The organism is Caballeronia udeis (genome assembly GCF_001544555.2).
In the GTDB taxonomy this organism is placed as follows: Bacteria; Pseudomonadota; Gammaproteobacteria; order Burkholderiales; family Burkholderiaceae; genus Caballeronia; species Caballeronia udeis.
Map to the genome: position 1 here is coordinate 26,780 of NZ_FCOK02000079.1, position 19,937 is coordinate 46,716.

Genomic DNA, 19,937 nt, shown 5'->3' on the forward strand with positions numbered 1-19,937 from the left:
CGTGTTAGCAGGATTTGCCGACCCGAACAGTCTCGATGGCAAAGATGCCACCCACCCCGTCCCTGCAGCAGGCCGTGACGACATTTCGACACTCGCCGAACGCTGCGTCGACCGCATTTCGGCAATTTTGCGCAGCTCTTCGCGCCGCTTAAGCGCACCTCGCTTGGGCGTTCTCCGCGCTGATTCGGCACCTCGTTGGCGGGGCGGCTGGCACGTCCCGTGCGATGGAGAAAGAGTAACCAACCGGAGGATGTCATGGATACCGACACAGCAGAAGGTACGTTGAAAGAAGCAGCAGGCAAGGTCCAAGACGCAGTAGGCGGTGTGGTTGGCGACGCGGCCACGCAGGTATCAGGGAAAGCACGCGAATTAAGCGTTAAGGCGCAGCAACTCTGCGCGGATACCACCAGCCTCTTCCGGGACAGTACGGTTGAGAATCCATTTGCGGTGTTAGGCATCGTCGCCGCTGTCAGCTTTATAGCCGGCATGATATGGGCGAACAGCAGAAATGTTCCTTCCCGGGCTTATGCGCAGAACTCGGGCGCTGATGATCGGCCGTATTAGGTCAATGGGGTCAATGCCGTCGTAGTACCGGTCCGAGGGGTCCTATGAACCTCGGCGTCCTAAAACTACACCTCGCCCACTAAAATGGGCCGCGCGGAATTGCCGGATTCACCATCATGCGGGAGCGTTAAATGTCGGTGCAATCAAAAATCATGCGATGGCGCAATGTCGGCCGATTCTGTGCTCAGAGAGTGGCCGACTACGGTGAATTGTTCCGCATTGAACTCGCCGACACGAAAACGCGATTGCTGCACGAAGCGATTGCGCTGGTCGCGTTGGCGGTCGGCGCTCTTTTCACACTTTCCTTCCTTTGCATCGCCATCATTGCGTCGGCCTGGGGGACCCCTTATTTCCTCAGGGTCGTGTGGGGCGTTGCCACAACTTGGCTCGTTGTGACGATTGCCGCCTTCCTTGCCTTACGTGCTCAGCGACCTGGGCAATCATTTCAGACTTTGCAACGAGAACTCCGCCGCGATGTTGAGTCTGTCAAGGAGGCGATCAAATGAAGCGCGGGATACACGAAAATATGGAGGCTCAAGCAGCAGTACTCGCACGCATGGCGGCAACGCGCGCGGAACTCTCGTCTGCTAGCCGGCTTTCGAAAGTAGGCGCTGGAGAAAACAGAATAGCAGGACCCGTCTCACGGGATGCCGGTCCCGTGCTCTTGCGCACGCCCAATGCGGCGCTAATCGCCCTATTCCTTGTCGGATCGGTCATCCTCGGACCGAGGCAAATCCTGGTCACATCGTTTCGAGCGGGCCTGGCCGCGTGGATCACGAGAACGGTTCGCGACCTCGCAGGCAGGTGAACTCAGCACGGTCGGTTGCCAGAGCGGCGGCACGGCGCCCCGAAACTACCCGTTCGGCTGCACCACGGAGGCGTTATGCAACGAATCTACGGCAGCACGTTTTGGACCATCGCGGGTCATCCGGCGACGTTCGTGGTGCAAACCTTGAAAGCGTTTCGCGCGAACCAAGGGATGCTGCTCGCAGGTGCGGTCGCCTACTACGCGCTGCTTTCGATCGTCCCGCTACTCATCCTGGTCGTGATCGCGCTATCACACCTGGTCAACCAACCGGTGCTTCTTGATTCGCTGGCGCATCTGCTCGAGTGGCTGGTTCCGGGGCAAGCGAAGGCCATTGTTCGGGAGTTGACGAACTTTCTCGCTCACCGTGCGGTGATCGGATGGGTACTCCTCTGTACCATGATTTTCTTCAGTTCGTTGGCGTTCACCGTGCTGGAAAACGCGATGTCAGTGATCTTTGTACATCGGGTGGCGATTCATCGACGACATTTCTTAATTTCCGCGCTGCTCCCCTATTGCTACAGCTTATCGCTGGGCCTGGGTGTGCTTCTCGTCACGCTCGTTTCCAGTGCCTTGCAGGCCGTCGGCGCCAGCAGCATTGACGCATTCGGCTGGCACGTCTCTCTTGTCGGTGCCTCACGCGCATTGCTATATCTGTTCGGAGTTGCAGGAGAAATTTTGGTGTTGACGTCGATCTATCTCGTGATCCCAGTCGGTCGCCCGACGTTCAGGCACGCTCTGGCCGGCGCGATCGCGGCGACCTTACTATGGGAAGCGACGCGTCACGTACTAGTCTGGTATTTTGCGACGCTTTCTCAGGTAAGCGTCGTATATGGATCGCTCACCACCGCGATCGTAGTCCTCTTCAGTCTTGAGGCCCTTGCGACACTCCTGTTATTCGGTGCTCAGTTGATCGCCGAATACGAACGTCTCAGCGCCGGCTCGAAAGAATTAGCCCCAAAACCGTTCCGAACGGGCTGACAGATCGCTATTTGATATTTAAGGCCGCGTTTAACTACCGCCTGCGGTCTGTTGATAAGAGCATAGTCGCTTCGATACCCCATGGAGTTCCCCATTAACTCGTTCGGATTGCAAGTAAAATTTCACTGGGCTCCCGTTCGTAGCGGGAGTTCCAGAGGAAGGACGAGCGCGTAGCGCCTCGGTACGCTATTTGCTGAGTAGTTGCCAATGACCCTTTAAAGAGATTCGATGTGAAGGCAACCATCGTGTCCCACTCCCCATCCAGACGGGGAATCCGAGCAGATTTATCGATTCGGGTTTGTCCTGCAAGCTGAGAGTGATGCTTCTCCCCACACGGAATCATTTGCCCTGCTAACGACGTAACTCACCCTCGATATTTTGCGAGATTTATAAGGCACGCTGCCCACCCCCGTACCGATTGCGGGCCGTTCAACCGAACTGATGCCTTATATGTCCATCGACATCAACCCGTCCGACACGTCCGATACGGAAGTTCAATCCTGGCTGCAAAAAATAGGGCCCGGCCTGATTACGGGCGCCGCGGACGACGATCCCAGCGGTATTGCCACCTACTCGCAGGCGGGGGCGCAGTTCGGTTTCAACATGCTGTGGACCATCATCATTACGTACCCGCTGATGGTAGCCATCCAGGTGATCAGCGCAAGATTGGGGCGAGTCAGCGGACATGGACTCGCTACCAACATCCGACGTTTCTATCCGGCTTGGCTGCTCTACAGCTCTGTAGCCTTGCTTCTCGTTGCTAACACCATCAACATCGCAGCCGATCTCACCGCGATGGGGGCGGCGGTCAATCTGGTTGTGGGTGGTCCGGCGCGCGTCTATACCATCGGGCTCGGACTGGTATCCGTTTTGTTGCAGGTGTTTGTCCCCTATCGCAGCTACGTTCACGTGCTGAAGTGGCTTACTCTTGCTCTCTTTGCGTACGTGGCGACAGTCTTTGTCGTGCAAATTCCATGGCAGACAGTAGCCACTCGGACGATATTTCCTCACTGGTCCTGGAAGAGTGAATACGTTACGACGGTGGTCGCGGTCCTCGGGACGACCATTAGCCCCTATCTGTTTTTCTGGCAGGCGTCTCAAGAGGTCGAAGAGATGCGCGCCGAGACCGGTCAAAAGGCTTTGAAGAACGCGCCGGCTCAGGGGTCGTCGAGCCTTAAACGCATTCGGATGGATACGTGGATCGGAATGGGCTTCTCGAACTTGGTCGCTTTCTTCATTATTTTGACCACGGCGGCGACGCTAAACGCTCATGGTGTTACGAACATCCAGACATCCTCCCAGGCAGCGCGCGCGCTCAAGCCCATTGCAGGCGAATTCGCATTTCTGCTCTTTAGCCTGGGAATCATCGGCACGGGTTTGCTTGCGCTGCCGGTGCTGGCCGGGTCAGCCGCGTACGCGATGGCTGGAACATTCAGATGGCGTAATAGCCTGGCACTGAAACCGCAGCTCGCGAGGCGGTTCTACGGGATCATCGTGTTATCAACGATAGTGGGTATAGTTATTGGCTTTACTCCAATTGACCCGATCAAGGCGCTCTATTGGAGTGCAGTTATCAACGGGGTGGTCTCGGTGCCGATCATGGGACTGATCATGTTTATGGCTGTCAATCCGAAGATCATGGGCGAGTTCGTGATCTCGATGCGGTTACGCGTGGTGGGATGGTTGGCCACAGCCGCCATGGGGGCCGCGGCCGGCGCCATGTTTTGGTTTATGTTCTCGTAGGTCGCTTCACCTTCGTATCGCGGTTCGGCGAACGCGGTCATTGTCATACCGTAGAGAAGCCCATAGAGAAGTCCATCGGTGCATATGAGTCCGCGTACTGGCGCCCTGCTCATAGCGAACACGGCGAATCCTCGATGGCGTGTCCGAGACTTGCCTCAGGACAAGGGCCAATTGTTGTTGAGGTGGTCAGCGGTACGCCAGTCATAGAACCGCCCGCCGCGTCCTGCCGAACCGGCGTTCAGATCACCAAGCTGAGCGCCCTGAGTCGTCATGCTTAAGGGCTTAAGAGGCGCAGTAGCGATGCCAGTATCGTCTCGATGGACACAGGCTTTTGCCAGAACTCATCCCACCGCGCCGCGTCGCCAGGTCCTAGCGGGTCAGCGCTGGTGAGAATGAGAGGAATACGAGCAAGCTCTTGCTCAACCTTCAGTTGATGCAAAACTTAACGCCGTCCATTATTGGCATTGACCGGTCTGTGATGATGAGGTCAGGCCTTTCCTCCCTGGCGGCGACAAGCCCAGCACGGCCATTGGTAGCGGTCACGATTCGATAGCCCTCCAATTGCAGGATACGCTTCCACGCGTTCACGACGCTAAGTTCGTCATCCACAAGCAGGATGGTTTTCAGTTGTTTGCTTGATGTCCGAGAGAGCGGGTAGCGCCGGAATCGCATTCGTCCCCAACCTTCCCAAACACTTCTCGACCTCGTTGGTGTTGATTTCACTACATCGAGCACGCACATCGACGGTATGTTAGGGAAAAGTATCGGGTAAAACCTCGCTGGTACGGGCGTCTTATCACCTGTCCCTCTGGACGCAACAGCGTGTATATGAAGTAAGGTCGCCGGACCGGCGGAGCTGGCGTCACGCGAGTCACTGCCCGCTCCGCCCGAGGCTACGTTAGTGGTCGTGATGCCGTTCACCTCGCGCCCAGTCCTGATGGCGCTCTTCCCACTCACGACCGCAAATCTGGAAGCAGTGAGTATATGCAGCACTCGGAATGGCACAGTGTTTTGAGACGTCGCGATTGTGAGTGGAAATGAGGTACGCGCCCCAATAAAGGGTGTCAATGAGCGCGTCGTTTCATCCGACCAGCGCCATTGAAACAGTCGGTTTCAAAACTCACAAACGTGCGGTGCAACACCGACGCCGTACGCCACAGAGATAAAGTGCCAGAACCCTTGAAATCCATACCCGAATTGCGGGCATCCGCGGTTAGCGAGCATGACACTGCAAAAAGCGGGCGGACATGGTCGTTCCGGACGTAATAACGCCAGAAATGGACGTCGGCGCGAAAGGTGGTGCTCGCGCTGGCTGACATCCCGTTCGTAATGACCTCGGCCGCAGCGCAGATTTTCGCAATCCGCGCTTATTTTTCGCAGCAGCTCTACTCGCTCATTTCATAAGCAATACATAGCAATCAAATTTGCTCGTCTATCCCGTCTTACTGCGACATGTATGGACCCGACCGAGTGGTTCGGCTACGGCATTTATGCTTACGGCCTTACGCACATCTCAGTTGCTCTATTTCCGTCACAAGTGAACCTGTATCTGAACGCCGTTGTCGACTGTTGGCCACGAGGTTCTTGAACGGGCTTGTGCTCTCGACAACGCGCTCGCCAAAGACACGCCTTGACCACCGCCGACGGAAACGAGCCTTTTCGACGGGGTATCGACCGGGGTGTCATCCAGCGACACGGATAGTTCGGAACCCGTAGTTCATAAAACACTCGAGGCCTTCGACCGAGGAAGGCCGTGGCCTACCCGGTCGGGTAAGCGTACATGCTGCAAACCTGGCCGCCCAATTGCTTCCTCGCGCTCGTTGTCCGCATCGCGGCCATGACTCCGGGGAAGATGGGTCTTCACGACTGAACGTATTTGATTGCACGGAGCGCGTGTGAGGCGCGCACTGGCTTCCTCGCGATGTCAGGCTGGCCCCGCGGTTACGGCCGTCGCTAACGTTTAAACCTCCGTCGACTTAATCCATCGATCAGCCCGGCGCTTTTCTCCATTGGAACCGGTGCGCCGAACTTTCCAATAGATCGAACCCTTTTTGATTCAAACTTTTTCTGAACGGTTAAGCCGCTGCACATTACAAATCTTTAAAAAATGTGACAGTTGCAATATGTAAAAAATTTTTATTTTTTATTTGTTTTTTGAACCTTCATATCATATCTTACGCCCAGGCTTTAGTATGCCTGCTTAACCAGTCAAATCACTGCTTGAAGAAAGGGTATTCGCCGCCGGCAAATATCCGGCGAAGCTGTGGGCACGATCACAAGAACAACAATTAATCCATTTTCCGAGCACGTTCGGGGGTTTCATGTCTATCAGGAAGACCGTACTCCGTTTGCCCAATTCACTTTTTGTACAGACCGAGCAGCACGTTTTTGCGGAAGGACGAGACAACGTCATTCTAGTCAACGGCGCGTTGGCGACCACCGCTTCATTCGGTCAAACAATCAAGTACTTGAGCGAACGCTATAACGTCGTTTGCTTCGACCTGCCTTACGCGGGCCAGTCCCGACAACACAATCCAGAAGAATGGACCTTGACCAAGGACGACGAGGTCGAGATTCTCCTGCACGTTATTCGATGGTTTCAGCCGAAATTCCTATATTCCGTCTCGTGGGGCGGTCTAGCGTCGCTTCTGGCGTTATCGCATGAAAACACGAGTGTGGAACGCGCTGTGATCGGTTCATTCTCGCCGTTTCTCAATGACGCCATGGTCGATTATGTGACCCGTGCGCGCGATCATCTCAAGGTTGGTGAGTATCTGCAAGCCGCCCATTTGCTTAACGATACAGTCGGAAAGCATCTGCCGCGCATCATGAAACTCCTGAATTATCGCTATCTGACGAGCATACCCAAGGAACAACACGCTCAAGTCGCATTTCATGCCGAGCAGATCCTCGCGCTCCAGCCGGAAAGTTATGTTGATAAGCTCGTGAATATAAAGAGCCGGATCAAGTTCGTGAATGGCGAACTCGATGAATACACGACCACCCAGGATATCCGGACACTCGCACGTTATGTCACGAACGTGCAATTTGTCAGCGTGCCGAATACCGGCCATTTTCTTGAACTCGAAGGGCGAACCCAAGCGGCGGCCATGCGCGAAGAACTGCTGGATTGCTTCGGCACTGGCCAGGCCGGCGAGCAACCGCGCGCCGAGGCAACCGTTGTACCGGCGTTTGCGCAAACGTTTGCGAGCACGGATATGAACCTCGATCTCGGGAGCGGAACATGACCATTTACCATTCGATTGCCATCTTGTTACCCTGGGCCGCGTGGCTTGCCTACTGGATGAAAGCCTCGTCCTGGGCCAAGCAGACCGTCAAGCGGGAAGACCGGCTTTCGCGTACGTTGCAGTCCATTCCGCTTATCTTGGGCTGCTTGCTGATCGTATGGCCGGACGCTTCGGCTTCATGGAATAGCGCTAATGCCGGCTTCGATTTACGCCACTGGCTCGGCCTTGCCGTGGTCGTCGCCGGGCTGTTGTTTTCTGTTTGGGGACGCCGCCATCTCGGCTCCAACTGGAGCGTATCGGTCACGCTGAAGGAGGGGCACGAACTCGTGCGCAGTGGGCCCTATGCCCTCGTCCGCCATCCGATTTATTCCGGTTGTCTGCTGGCCATCGCAGGTTCTGCGCTCGTCTGCGGAGAACCGCGCGGCGTCATCGGCTTCGCGCTGATCTTCGCGTCGCTCGCCTACAAAGTGCGGGTTGAAGAACGATGGCTCTCGGATTACTTCGGCAACCCATATCGCACCTATCGCCGCGAAGTTCGCGCGCTCGTGCCCTGGCTGTATTGAGCCAGCGAGACATTCAAATGACACAGATCATCATCACGGCGATTGGATCGGCGGGCGACGTCCATCCGTTCATCGGCATTGCGCGCACGCTGGCGCAGCGCGGGCATCGCATCGTGTTTTGCACCCATCCGCAGTTTGCGGAACTGGCCGAAGACAACGGTTTTGTCTTCGTGCCGATCGGCACCTGGGACGAGTACGCGAGTGCCATGTTGAACCCTGCGCTGTGGGATCCACGCACATCGTTCAAGACGCTGTGGAACCTGATCGCGCCGTCCATTCGTCCGCACTTCAATACACTCGCTGCGCTCACGACACCCGATACCGTGCTTGTCGGATCGCTCTGGGCGTTCGCCGCGCGGCTCATGCAGGAAGTGCACGGCACGCCGTATGTATCGGTGCAGGTCTCGCCCTCCACCCTGCTCTCCGCGAGCGCGCCGCCGACGCATAAGCGCCTCACTGTGCCCATTTGGCTGCCGCGCGCCGTGCGGGCAAAGTGTCTTGCGCTGATCGAGACGAGCGTGCTCGACAAGGCCTGTGGTCCCGCACTAAACGACGTGCGGGCAACGCTCGGATTGCCGCCGGCAAGCCGCATCCTCGGCCAGTGGTTGCACTCGCCGGACGGCGTGTTGTGCCTGTTTCCGGACTGGTTCGCCCCACCTCAGCCGGACTGGCCGCGCAATCACCTCATGGCCGGTTTTCCACTGTTCAACGATGTGTCGACAGCCGCTATCGATGACGAACTAAAAGCGTTTATCGCTTCAGGAGCGCGGCCGGTCGTCTTCACGCCGGGCTCGACCCAGATCGACCAGCGCGCGTATTTCGACGCCGTCGATGAAGCCGTGCGCCGCACCGGGGTACGGGCAATCGTGCTCTCCCGCGGCGCGCGCGCCCGGTGGACTGAAGACTCAAACCTGACAGCCCGCGATTTTGTGCCAATGTCCACGCTGTTGCAGCACTGCGCGGCCATCGTTCATCACGGCGGCATAGGAACGGCAGCTCTGGCGTTCGCGGCGGGTATTCCACAGGTCGTTACGCCGTTCGCACACGATCAGTTCGACAACGCGCAGCGCGTGGCGAAAAGCGGTTGCGGGCTGCGCATCGACGGTCCCGCGAGCGGCCGGGCACTCGCAGCGGCAATCAAGCGCGTGACCACGGACCCGCTGGTTGCGCGGTATTGCGCGCACGTGCGGTGGCTTCTCGACAGGTCTCCCGACGCGTGCGAGATGGCGGCACGATATATCGAAGACGTTGCGTGGCTCGGTGCCCAACGCGCGGCCTGAGTGCCGCGCACGGCCCTATGTGCAGCCTTCGCTGCCTTATTCGCAGCCCTTCCCTACGTGAACAGCCCCGGCCTCCATGAACACCTTGAGCAGCGATGTCCCTGAAAGCGTCGGACCCCGCGCAGCACCGTTGCGAGGGGCATGGCTGGCTCTTCTGAGCTTTGCATTGTCGCTCGCCACGTTTATCGAAGTACTCGATTCGACTGTGACGAACGTTGCCGTGCCGTCCATTGCGGGGAGCCTCGCGGTATCGAATGCTCAAGCGACCTGGGTGATCAGTTCGTATTCGGTGGCGGCAGCGATCGCCGTGCCGTTGACCGGCTGGCTGTCGCAGCGCTTCGGCGACGCCCGTCTGTTCGTCTGGTCCGTGCTGCTGTTCACGCTCACCTCATTGCTGTGCGGCATCGCGAGCAACCTGGAGATGCTGGTCCTGTGCCGCGCGATGCAGGGCCTGTGCTCAGGCCCCATGGTGCCGCTCTCGCAAGCCATCCTGTTGCGCTCCTTCGCGCCGGAGAAACGGATATTTGCACTCGCGTTATGGGCCATGACCGTGCTGCTCGCCCCAATCTTCGGGCCGGTGCTGGGCGGCTGGATCATCGACCAGTTTTCCTGGCCCTGGATCTTTTTCATCAACCTCCCGATCGGACTGTTCGCGTTCGCCGCCTGCACGGCGCTCCTGCGGCGCGACCCGCCCAGTCTGAAACAGCCGCCCAAGGATCTCATCGGCATAGCGTTGCTCGTGGTCGGCGTCGGTGCGCTGCAGGGTGTGCTGGACCTTGGCCGCGAGCACGGCTGGTTCGACTCGCCGCTGATCATCACGCTCTCGATCGTTGCCGCGCTCGCGCTGCTGTCGCTGCTGATCTGGGAGTCGGCTGAGCCGTATCCCGTCATCGACCTCAGTCTCTTTCGCGATCGCGCGTTTTCATTCGGCGTTGCCGTCGTCTCGCTCGGCATGATCAGCTTCTCCATCATCGGCGTGATCTTTCCGCTCTGGATGCAAACCGTGATGGGTTATACGGCCTTGCAGGCAGGCATGGCGGTCGCGCCTCTGGGCATCCTCGCCCTTGTGTTTTCCCTGTTGATCGGGCTGTTCCTTGACCGGCTAGACGCGCGTTTCGTCACGTCGTTCGGATTTCTCGTGTTCTTCGCCGTGCTCTACTGGGACACGCATTTCACGCTGACCATGTCGTTCTGGCAAATCGTCACGCCGACGTTCGTTCAAGGCATCGGCCTACCATGCTTTTTCATCCCGCTCAGCGCGGTGACCCTGTCGCGCATCTCCGATGAAAAACTCGCTGCAGCATCGGGCATGTCGAATTTTCTACGGACCTTGTCGGCAGCACTTGGCACGGCATTAAGCGTCACGTGGTGGGATAACCGTGCCGCGCATCACTACGGCACGCTGGCGCAGTCGGTCACGCACGAGTCTCTGGGCACGGGGCAGTTCGCCCGCGCCTTGCAGAACATGGGACTCGCGGGCGACCGCAATCTTGCCGCGATCCGTCAGGTCGTACAGCAGCAGGCATACATGATGGCGACCAACGATCTGTTCTACGTTGCGAGCCTTGTATGCCTGGCGCTGGCGGTATTGATCTGGACCACCAGACCGTGGCGCGGCATATCGGCCGCGCGGGTCGGGCACTGAGGCGTTTCCCATGTCCGCAACCAACGTCATTCTTTTCAAAGTCGATAGCGCGAATAGTAAAGCGGCCCGCGAAGCGCCCGCGCTCGGCGCGCTGGTGGTGCTTTATAAACCGACGGCCGGGCAGTTGCGCAACCTGATTGACCTGCGCGCACGATGCGGCGTGTTGCTTGCCGTCGACAACTCGCCGGCTACCAACACCGCGAACGTCGGCCTCCTTGGCGATCACGGTATTGACTATGTGTTCAACGGCAATCGCGGCGGGATTGCGGGGGCCTTTAACCGCGGGCTGGAGCGACTATTCGCGCAAGGTCTCGATGCCGTCGTGCTGTTCGATCAGGACTCGCACACGAGCGTCAATTATTTTCCGATGATGCGCGCCTCGTGCGCCGCGCTCGGAGCACGTGCCTTCGCCATCGGTCCGAGAATCTACGATGAGAACGCCCAGCGCTTCCTGCCGCAGCTCTACAGCAATGGTTTTTACGTGCGCACGCTGATGTTCCCTGAAGGCGCGGCCTTACAGCCCTGCTCGTTCCTTATATCGTCGGGTTCTGTCATCTCGCGGCTCGCTTATGAACGACTAGGCTCCTTCACCGAAGCCCTCTTCATCGATCATGTGGACACCGACTATTCGATGCGCGCGCTGGTGCGCGGCGTGCAGTTTTATGTCGAACCGAGGCTCGTGCTCTCGCATCGGATTGGCAACAAGCGGGAACATCGGCTGGGACCGCTACGCGTCACGTCGATGAATCACCCTCCCATGCGCCGGTACTACATGGCGCGCAATGGCATGCACCTGAGCCTCAAGTATTTTCAATCCTTTCCGGTCGCACTCGTGCCAAATTTCATTACGCTCCTGCAGGTCTTGCAGATCTCTCTGTTCGAGTCGGACAAACGCGCGAAGCTATCGAGTATTGGCTGCGGTCTGGTCGACGGGCTGCTGGGACGACTCGGCCCGCTGGAAACTACGCGGCCGCGCCTCGCCGCACGCATCGCGCGCGGCTAAGGATGAGGATCAACGCTATTCGCTCCGCGCAGGTTTGCAAACGCATCGGCGTGATTGCGCTCGGTTCGCTCATCGCTCTATCGGGCGGCTGCGCCGACACGACGCCACGTACTGCGCTTGCGATGCGCACGCCGCCGGCTGAACTGCTTCCGAGCGCAGCAACGGACGCCAACGGCTCATGGCCACAAACGAACTGGGTTGCATCGTTCCACGACAGTCAACTGGATACGCTAGTCGCCGAAGCGTGCTCGGCTAATCCCGACATCCAGATAGCAAGCGCGCGGATCGCGCAGGCCCAATCGCAACTGGACCAGTTCGGTGCGAGCGAGGGACTGACAGGCACCGCCATGCTGTCCGCCTACAAAGCCCGCATGCCTGAAATCAACGGAGCGGCGAGCGTCGATGTGCAGGGCACCACCGTCCCGATCAACCTGTTCAGCGATCCCTGGGTGTCGCCTGGGAGCGCAATTGTCGGTGCGAACTATGAACTCGATTTGTGGGGAAAGAACGAAGCGCTCACGCGTTCGCTTCTGTCTTCGCGCGACGCCTCGCGTGTCAATGCGCAACAGGCCCAACTCACGATAGTGACCTCGCTGGTCACGCTGTATGTACGCCTCGCCGGAGACTATGAACGCCGCGATCTCATCGACGCCAAGCATCGCGTAGCGACAGAACTCGACCTTATCCGGCGCGAGCGCCAGACGCGAGGCATGGACAACACCTCCGACATCCAGGCTACACGCATAGAGCAAGCCACATTGCAGGCGCAAGCGCAGCAGATCGACGATGCAATCAGACAGACGCAATTGCAGATCGGCATCCTGGTTGGCGCAGGTCCCGAACGTGGTCTTGCCTTGCAGCGGCCAACGCTGGCGAGTGCCAATGAAGAAACCGCCCTGCCGCCGAACCTGCCACTCGACCTGCTGGGACGCCGCCCAGATATAGTCGCCGCCCGGCTGCGTGTTGAAGCCGCGACGGCGAAGATCGCTGTGACCCGTGCATCGTTTTATCCGAACATCAATCTGTCGGCAGCGGGCGGACTGTCGTCGCTATCTATCAGCTCGCTGTTCTCCAGCGCGTCGGCATTCTTTGCGCTAGGACCCGCCGTCACCCTGCCGATCTTCGAGCGCGGCCGCCTGCGCGCCCAGCTCGACGGCGACTATGCGCAGGCAGACGAAATGATCGCCCTGTATAACCGCACGCTCAATGAAGCACTGACCGACGTCGCCCGGTCCATCCTGGCAACACGCAGCACCACCGCCCTGATTGCCGAGCAGCAGGAAATCGTGAACGCGCGTGAGCACTTGGTCTCAGTCGCAGCGGACCAGCATCGTCGCGGCCTTGTCCGCCAGACCGAGGTGCTTCAGCAACAGAACGCACTGCTCGACGACCAGCTTCGCCTCATCGACCTCACGACACGCCGGCGCGACGCGCAAGTCGCGCTGATCCGCTCGTTAGGCGGTGGCTTCGAAGCGATGCCTGCGCAACAAACCAAGCCTTCGTCAACCGAGTCCACCAACCGGACATCCCGTGAAAGCCCACCTTCCATTCCTCCTTCGTCAAGCTAACGCATGAGTACAGAAAACCTGCTTGACGATCGAACGTCGACCGTGGCGCCGCACCCTAAAAAAGTCATGCGCCGCAACCGGCTCTTCCTGCTGCTCTTCGGCACAGCGCTGTTGCTCGCGCTAGCTGCGGGCGTGCACTGGTGGACTGTCGGCCGCTATGTGGAGGAAACCGACAATGCGTACGTCGGCGGCAATGTCGTGCCGATTGCCGCTCGTGCTGCCGGCACTGTGCGTGAAGTCACCGTCGGCAATACGCAATACGTGAAGGCGGGGCAAGCGCTCGTGCTACTCGACGATACCGAAACACAAGCCGCACTGACCCAGGCGCAAGCGCGCCTCGTCCAGGCGAAGCGGCAGGCGCGCAGCGCGACCTATTCGAACGCGATGTACGCAGCCGCCGTCGACGCCCGCACGGCCGAACTGAAGCTTGCCGAACAGATGCTCAAGGCCCGTTCGGGGGCGAGCGTTGAAGTGGTGTCGACGGAAGAATTTGCACGCGCGGCAGAATCCGTCGCGCTCGCAAAGGCGAATCTTGCCTCGGCGCAAAGCCAGTTAGCCAGTGGCCTCGCGATGAGCGGATCAGGGCGAGTAGAAGACGATCCCGCCGTGGTCCAGGCAGAGCAGCAAGTGAAGCTTGCACAGGTCGCGGTGACGCGGACCGTGATCGTTGCGCCGGTCGAAGGCAGCATCGCCCAGCGCTCGGTCGAGGTTGGGCAGCCGGTCAACGCGGGTATCCCGCTCATGACGGTCGTGCCGCTCAAGCACCTATGGATACAGGCAAATTTCAAGGAGGGACAAGTCCGGAATTTGCGGATCGGTCAGCCCGCAACGATCGTCTCGGATCTCTATGGTTCGAGCGTCAAGTTTCACGGCCGGATCGGCGGATTGTCGCCGGGAACAGGCAGCGCCTTTTCGATGCTGCCCCCGGAGAATGCAGCCGGAAACTGGATCAAGGTCGTGCAGCGTGTCCCGGTACTCGTGCTGCTGGATCCCGCGGAACTGGCCGAGCATCCGTTGCGCGTGGGGCTCTCCACAACCGTCGAGGTAGATACGCACGATCTTGCCGGCAAACCGGTCAGTGCCGCCGACAGTGCATCGATCCGTTAAATGAACTCACGCGTGGTTCCGCTTCGGACATTCCGGTCGGCTTGCCGACCATTCACTAGGGGCACATTGCGTGGCGCAAGTCAGGGTTGCGATTTTTAATCAGGAATTCTCGCCCCATCGCGTCTCGGAGCTGGAGATAGCCGCCTCGCTTCACGGCAAATGCATCTGGGCAGCGTCGCCAAGCCGGCACCGACCAACGAACAGAGCAGGCTGTGCAACTTTGCACTAAGCCGTGGCGGCATGACGAAACCGATCTCCCCCACTTTGCACGCTCTCTCGCAGTTCGCGCCCGACCACCCAAGGCCGGGCGGATCGGGTCATGGTTGCACGGTGTCATGGCTGCAACGGCCTCACCACGTTCAACGCACGGTGAACACCGAGATACCGCCGTTCGGGAACGCCCCGCTGCCTGCCTGGAACGGAACATAGACCTGCCCTGAAGGGCCGTCGACCGCAACCGAATGCGCGCCCGTGCCGACTGCCAGTTGAGTGATGATCGTCCGGCTGGTACCGTCTATGACCGCCATCTGCGGCGTAAAGCCCGACGCCGCAGCCACACCGTTCGCTGTCCAGTGTCGCGCAGGCAGGAAATAGCGGTTGGACGTCTTGTCGTAGGCGATCTGGTCCACTCCTCCAAACGGCAATTTGGCCAGCGTGCTGCCGTTGGTGCGATCGAGGATCAGCGTGATCAGTGGGTTGCCCGCGCCCGGATCGCAGCCCACCATTACATCCTGGTTCGGCCCAAGTGCCAGGCCGGTCGGCGCGCACGAACCCAAGGGAAACGCCTTGGTCACAGCCGGTTGGCCAGCGGTGACCGAGCTCGCCGGAATCACGTCGAGTTCGCCATCCGGGTTGGCCGCAGTGCCGTCGTTGTTGATCAGGAAGCTCCTCGTGCCCGCGTCGTATTCGCATGCTTCGAGACCCGCGGAGCCGGGGAAGTTCAGGTGCGAAACGACCGCCTGAGTGTCCGTGTTGATGAACGTCAGGAACGGCGGCGAGTCCGCAGGATTCGCCATGGCAATCAGGTGATCGTCCGGATCGAAGCAGCCCTCGTCCGTGCGGTTGCCCGTGGTGCTGATCGGGATCGTCTTCGTCAGGGTTTGCGTTGACGTGTTCATGACCTTGACGGCATTCACATCTCCCACATAAAGCGTGTTCGTACCGGGCAACCCGACTAAACCATCCGGCCCGGAGGAACTGGTTGTCGCGCCATTGCCGGCAAAACTGCCTGTCATCTGCGCAATCAGTTTATTGCTGGCTGTGTCCACCACGTCGACGGCCTTGTTATTACGGTCGGCCAGGAAATACTTGCCCTGATCCGCATAACCGATGTCAAAACTAAAGGCCGGGGTCGTCGAGTTGGGCACCGCGATATTGGTCACCAGATGCGGCACCGAACTATTGTTGTTATCCGAGCCGCCGCATGCCGCCAGCAGGCAAGCGACAACCGAGCATGCGGCGATAAGCACGCCACGTTGTGTGATCCGTCCTTTCATTTCTGTCTTCTGGAACCGCTTCAAGTAATGGTTTAGCGCCACAGCGGGCACTGTCCCAATGCCAGTTGGTCGCTCCGCCTTGGGCAAAGAATGCAACCCGTCGTGGCCTGTATGTTGCATACAAAGTTCATCTGACCAGTTGCTACAAACTCTGTCTCACCGTGAAGGCCAGATGTTACCGGGGTAAACACGAGTCGAGATTTGAATTGGCACGGAATCGGATATGGCGTATAGTTTTTTGAATGCAAAATACAAATGGAGAAACGACGTGATCAAATTGGACTTCCACCCCGCCGGACGCCATTTCCTGCAGATTCCTGGACCGAGCCCGGTTCCCGACCGCATCCTGCGTGCGATGAGTTATCCGACTATCGATCATCGTGGTCCGGAATTTGGCGCACTCGGTCTGAAGGTGCTTGAAGGAATCAAAAAGATCTTCAAAACGAAGCAGCCGGTCATTATTTACCCGGCGTCGGGAACCGGCGCGTGGGAAGCGGCGCTGACGAATACGTTGAGCCCTGGCGACACCGTGTTGATGTTCGAGACCGGCCACTTCGCATCGCTTTGGAAGACGATGGCGGACCGGCTTGGGCTCAATCCTGAGTTTCTCGGCTTGCCCGGGATCGAGGGTTGGCGAGGCGGAGTCAACGCGCAGATGATCGAAGAACGGCTGCGCGCTGACAAAGAGCACACCATCAAGGCCGTTTGTGTCGTCCATAACGAAACGTCCACTGGCGTCACGTCCGACATTGCAGCAGTGCGTCGCGCAATCGATGCTGCGGGGCACCCGGCGTTATTTCTGGTTGACACGATTTCAGGTTTAGCCTGCGCTGACTATCGCCATGATGACTGGGGCGTGGACGTCACGGTATCCGGTTCGCAAAAAGGCTTGATGTTGCCGCCAGGGATCAGCTTCAACGCGATTTCGCAAAAGGCAATTGAAGCTTCAAAGACGGCGAAGCTGCCGCGCGCATTCTGGGCTTGGGACGAAATTCTGGCGTCAAACAAGACGGGCTATTGGCCGTACACGCCGAACACAAATCTTTTATATGGCTTGTCAGAGGCGCTCGACATGATCCTGGAGGAAGGTCTGGATAACGTCTTTGCTCGCCACGACCGTCTTGCAGAAGCCTGCCGTCGAGCAGTCAATGCGTGGGGTCTGCCTATCCAATGCGCTGATCCTGCTGTGTACAGTCCGGTGCTGACCGGAGTGATGACGCCTGAAGGCGTCGATGCAGACAGGGTGCGCAAAGTGATTTACGAACGCTTCGACATGTCGCTTGGGATGGGCCTCGGCAAGATGAAAGGCCGCATGTTCCGCATTGGGCACCTGGGCGATTGCAATGACTTGATGCTTATCGCAACGCTTGGCGGATGCGAAATGGGTCTCCAGATCGCGGGCGTTCCACTGGCTGCGAGCGGTCTTCCCGTAGCAATGGCGTACCTTGCCTCCGAGTCAAAAGAGAGGACGCTGAAGCACGCGGCGTAAAGCGAATTATCCCGACGAGCTGCGCGTAGACGCGGCCTCAAAAAGGTTGTCAACGCTGACGACCGCCAAACATAAAACGAGACAAACGATGAAACGATATCGTGTAAGCAGTGCGACCAGTATCGTTCTGATCATGCTGTGCGTTATGTACCTCATTACGTATCTAGACCGGGTCAACGTCAGTACGGCTGCGGCAGGTTTTGGGAAAGAGTTTCATTTATCGCACACGGAAGTTGGCCTTGTTTTCTCCGCCTTCGCCTATCCCTATCTGCTGTTTCAAGTAATCGGTGGATGGGTCAGCGATCGATTCGGCGCCAAGCGCACGCTCCTGTTTTGCGGCACGTTGTGGGCAGCCGCAACTGTCTTAACCGGCTTTGCCGGGGGATTGGCGTCACTGCTCGCGGCACGCGTACTGCTCGGATTCGGCGAAGGCGCGACGTTTCCAGCCGCGACCGCTGCAATGTCCCGCTGGGTTGCCAAAGAGCGGCGTGGATTTGCGCAGGGGATTACGCATGCGGCGGCGCGTGTGGGCAATGCCCTGGCACCTGCCGCTATCGTCATCGTGATGGCGAAGTACGGGTGGCGTGAAGCCTTTTACATCAGCGGCGCGATCAGCTTGGTTTGGGTGGCTATCTGGTGGCTTACCTTTACCGAGCACCCTAAGGACCATCCACGCATCACCGCGGCAGAACTTCAGATTCTTCCGGCAACGAAGGCAAAGCCCGCCAAGGTACCGTTCCCGCGGCTATTTAAGCGAATGCTGCCAGTGACGATCGTCTACTTCTGTTACGGCTGGACACTCTGGCTTTTCTTGAGCTGGATCCCGCAATACTTTCTGCATAGCTACGATCTCAACCTGACAAAGTCAGCGCTCTTCGCGTCGACTGTGTTCTTTGCGGGTGTCCTCGGCGATACCTTAGGAGGCATCGTAACGGACAAGATCTTCGAGCGCACCCGCAGCCTCAAGCGTGCTCGTAGTTGGATGGTTTCAATCTGCATGTTCTTTACATTGCTCGCGCTCATCCCGCTCATGTTCACGCATGACCTGTATGTGTCGCTTGCATGCCTTGCGGCAGGCTTTTTCTTTGCCGAGATGACGATTGGTCCGATGTGGGCGATTCCAATGGACATCGCACCCGAATATTCCGGAACCGCGAGCGGAATGATGAACACGGGTTCAGCATTGGCTGCAATCATATCGCCGGTGCTTTCGGGGTTTTTGATCGATCGCTTCGGCAGTTGGGAGTTGCCATTCGCCGGCAGCATGGTGCTCATGGCAATCGGGGTCGTTCTCGCGTTGCGCATGCAGCCCGAAAGCAAGTTTGACACTGGCACCGCGCCGAACGCCGGTTCTGTTTCACGTATGGGTGTCTGATATGGCCGACCAAATTCCACTGTTTCAACGGCTCGCGCAGGCGCGCGTCGACCGAGTTGTCGTCGACACCCCGTCTGTGGCGCCGGCGGACGCCCACGCCGCTTACGCAATCCAGCATGAGCTACTGGACGCATTGAGGGCCACCATCGGCGGCTGGAAGGTGGGTGCAAAATCGCCGGGAGGCCCGGCCCAGTGCGCGCCTTTGCCCGCAGCCGACGTTATGCCGAGCGGAGCGCGTTTGTCGAGGCGCCGCTTCGTTCCGCTAGGGCTCGAACTAGAAATCGCATTCAAATTTGACCGGGCCTTTGAACCACGCGTCGCTCCTTATGTGGCCGAGGACGTGCTCGGCGCGATAGGTGCGATGGCCGCGGCGATTGAAGTAGTTTCCAGCCGGTATAAAGCATGGCCAAATGTCGAGAAGTCGCTGCAACTGGCCGACCTCCAAAATCACGGCGCTTTGATCGTTGGAGAATTCAGGCCCTACGATCCCGACTATTCATTCAGCGAACCGGTACTGGAGTTTTCGTTCGAGCAGGCTCCCATCATGAAGGAATCCGCTGTCAATCCGGCCGGCGACCCACGGACCCTGCTGCCTTGGCTGGTCAATCACGTCACCCAACGCGGCATCACGCTCACCCCCGACATGGTGGTGACGACAGGATCGTACTCTGGCATGTACTTTCCCGAGTCCGCAGGGGCGGCAACTGGGACGATCAGTGGATTTTTGCCAGTGCATCTTCAACTTTCCTAGCTCATGTCGACTGTAGACGAGCCATATAAAGGCAGCGCTCGAGCACGATTAAGAAAGCAAAGCGTCGAAACAGTCACCTCGCGCGCAGGACTGAACGTAGATTTATTTCGATCAGCCAACAGTCCCGCGCGTTTCGGCGCTGGCTAATGTCAACAGAATCAATCTAGCGCTCACAGACAGTCGTTAGTCTATGCCCAATCGCCGTCTCTATCGCCTCTTCTCATGACCACTCCTGCCGATAACGCCAAAGCCAAACTCCGCGAAGCCGCGCTCGATTACCACGAGTTTCCCACCCCCGGCAAAATCGCGATTGCCCCCA

17 protein-coding genes are annotated in these 19,937 nt (G+C 58.6%); 15 read left to right on the forward strand and 2 right to left on the reverse strand.

All coding sequences use genetic code 11. The annotated features are described in order from the left end of the window. The first annotated feature begins 255 nt into the window (after positions 1–255). The 4 genes from AWB69_RS36735 to AWB69_RS36755 all read left to right on the forward strand — a co-directional run bounded on the left by AWB69_RS36735 (position 256) and on the right by AWB69_RS36755 (position 4,093). Positions 256–564: a CsbD family protein gene (locus AWB69_RS36735; RefSeq protein ID WP_063977984.1), complete on the forward strand. Its 309-nt coding sequence runs from the start codon at positions 256–258 to the stop codon at positions 562–564. Positions 565–695: 131 nt separating this feature from the next. Next, positions 696–1,070: a phage holin family protein gene (locus tag AWB69_RS36740; protein ID WP_062091692.1), complete on the forward strand. Its 375-nt coding sequence runs from the start codon at positions 696–698 to the stop codon at positions 1,068–1,070. Positions 1,071–1,447: 377 nt separating this feature from the next. Then, a complete protein-coding gene (locus AWB69_RS36750; RefSeq protein WP_062091694.1) occupies positions 1,448–2,350 on the forward strand; it encodes a YihY/virulence factor BrkB family protein in 903 nt (300 codons plus the stop codon). A 450-nt stretch (positions 2,351–2,800) separates the two neighbouring features. After that, a complete protein-coding gene (locus tag AWB69_RS36755) occupies positions 2,801–4,093 on the forward strand; it encodes an NRAMP family divalent metal transporter (RefSeq protein WP_062091706.1) in 1,293 nt (430 codons plus the stop codon). Positions 4,094–4,519: 426 nt separating this feature from the next. On the opposite strand, the gene AWB69_RS50960 is transcribed toward AWB69_RS36755, so the two are convergent. Then, a complete protein-coding gene (locus AWB69_RS50960) occupies positions 4,520–4,834 on the reverse strand; it encodes a response regulator (protein ID WP_156529094.1) in 315 nt (104 codons plus the stop codon). Positions 4,835–6,414: 1,580 nt separating this feature from the next. Between AWB69_RS50960 and AWB69_RS36765 the strand changes: the two genes are divergently transcribed. From AWB69_RS36765 to AWB69_RS36795, 7 genes are all read left to right on the forward strand, one after another. Next, entirely contained in the window at positions 6,415–7,341 is a 927-nt protein-coding gene (locus tag AWB69_RS36765) for an alpha/beta fold hydrolase (RefSeq protein ID WP_075644054.1), read from the forward strand. Beyond that, on the forward strand, positions 7,338–7,904 hold the full coding sequence (locus AWB69_RS36770; RefSeq protein ID WP_062091697.1) for a methyltransferase family protein: 567 nt from the start codon (positions 7,338–7,340) through the stop codon (positions 7,902–7,904). Before AWB69_RS36765 ends, AWB69_RS36770 begins: the two co-directional genes overlap by 4 nt. Positions 7,905–7,921: 17 nt before the next feature. Then, entirely contained in the window at positions 7,922–9,184 is a 1,263-nt protein-coding gene (locus AWB69_RS36775) for a glycosyltransferase (protein WP_062091698.1), read from the forward strand. 76 nt (positions 9,185–9,260) lie between these two features. Beyond that, positions 9,261–10,829 carry a DHA2 family efflux MFS transporter permease subunit gene (locus tag AWB69_RS36780; RefSeq protein WP_062091699.1) on the forward strand — a complete coding sequence of 523 codons (1,569 nt, stop codon included), beginning with the start codon at positions 9,261–9,263 and terminating at the stop codon, positions 10,827–10,829. 10 nt (positions 10,830–10,839) lie between these two features. After that, a complete protein-coding gene (locus AWB69_RS36785) occupies positions 10,840–11,832 on the forward strand; it encodes a glycosyltransferase family 2 protein (protein ID WP_082913753.1) in 993 nt (330 codons plus the stop codon). 2 nt (positions 11,833–11,834) lie between these two features. Further along, entirely contained in the window at positions 11,835–13,400 is a 1,566-nt protein-coding gene (locus AWB69_RS36790; RefSeq protein WP_062091700.1) for an efflux transporter outer membrane subunit, read from the forward strand. Between the two features lie 3 nt (positions 13,401–13,403). After that, the gene (locus AWB69_RS36795) at positions 13,404–14,507 is read left to right on the forward strand and encodes an HlyD family secretion protein (protein ID WP_082913754.1); all 1,104 of its coding nucleotides are present in this window, start codon (positions 13,404–13,406) and stop codon (positions 14,505–14,507) included. Positions 14,508–14,866: 359 nt separating this feature from the next. On the opposite strand, the gene AWB69_RS36800 is transcribed toward AWB69_RS36795, so the two are convergent. Next, positions 14,867–16,003 carry a YncE family protein gene (locus tag AWB69_RS36800; protein WP_231937355.1) on the reverse strand — a complete coding sequence of 379 codons (1,137 nt, stop codon included), beginning with the start codon at positions 16,001–16,003 and terminating at the stop codon, positions 14,867–14,869. A gap of 268 nt (positions 16,004–16,271) precedes the next feature. On the opposite strand from AWB69_RS36800, the gene AWB69_RS36805 reads away from it, so the two are divergent. The 4 genes from AWB69_RS36805 to AWB69_RS46370 all read left to right on the forward strand — a co-directional run. Next, a complete protein-coding gene (locus AWB69_RS36805; RefSeq protein WP_062091709.1) occupies positions 16,272–17,492 on the forward strand; it encodes a pyridoxal-phosphate-dependent aminotransferase family protein in 1,221 nt (406 codons plus the stop codon). 88 nt (positions 17,493–17,580) lie between these two features. Continuing rightward, on the forward strand, positions 17,581–18,867 hold the full coding sequence (locus tag AWB69_RS36810) for an MFS transporter (RefSeq protein WP_062091702.1): 1,287 nt from the start codon (positions 17,581–17,583) through the stop codon (positions 18,865–18,867). A 1-nt stretch (position 18,868) separates the two neighbouring features. Then, on the forward strand, positions 18,869–19,618 hold the full coding sequence (locus AWB69_RS36815) for a 2-keto-4-pentenoate hydratase (protein ID WP_062091703.1): 750 nt from the start codon (positions 18,869–18,871) through the stop codon (positions 19,616–19,618). Between the two features lie 222 nt (positions 19,619–19,840). Further along, positions 19,841–19,937: hypothetical protein (locus AWB69_RS46370; RefSeq protein WP_156529095.1), on the forward strand; the 97-nt coding region annotated here is incomplete at its 3' end.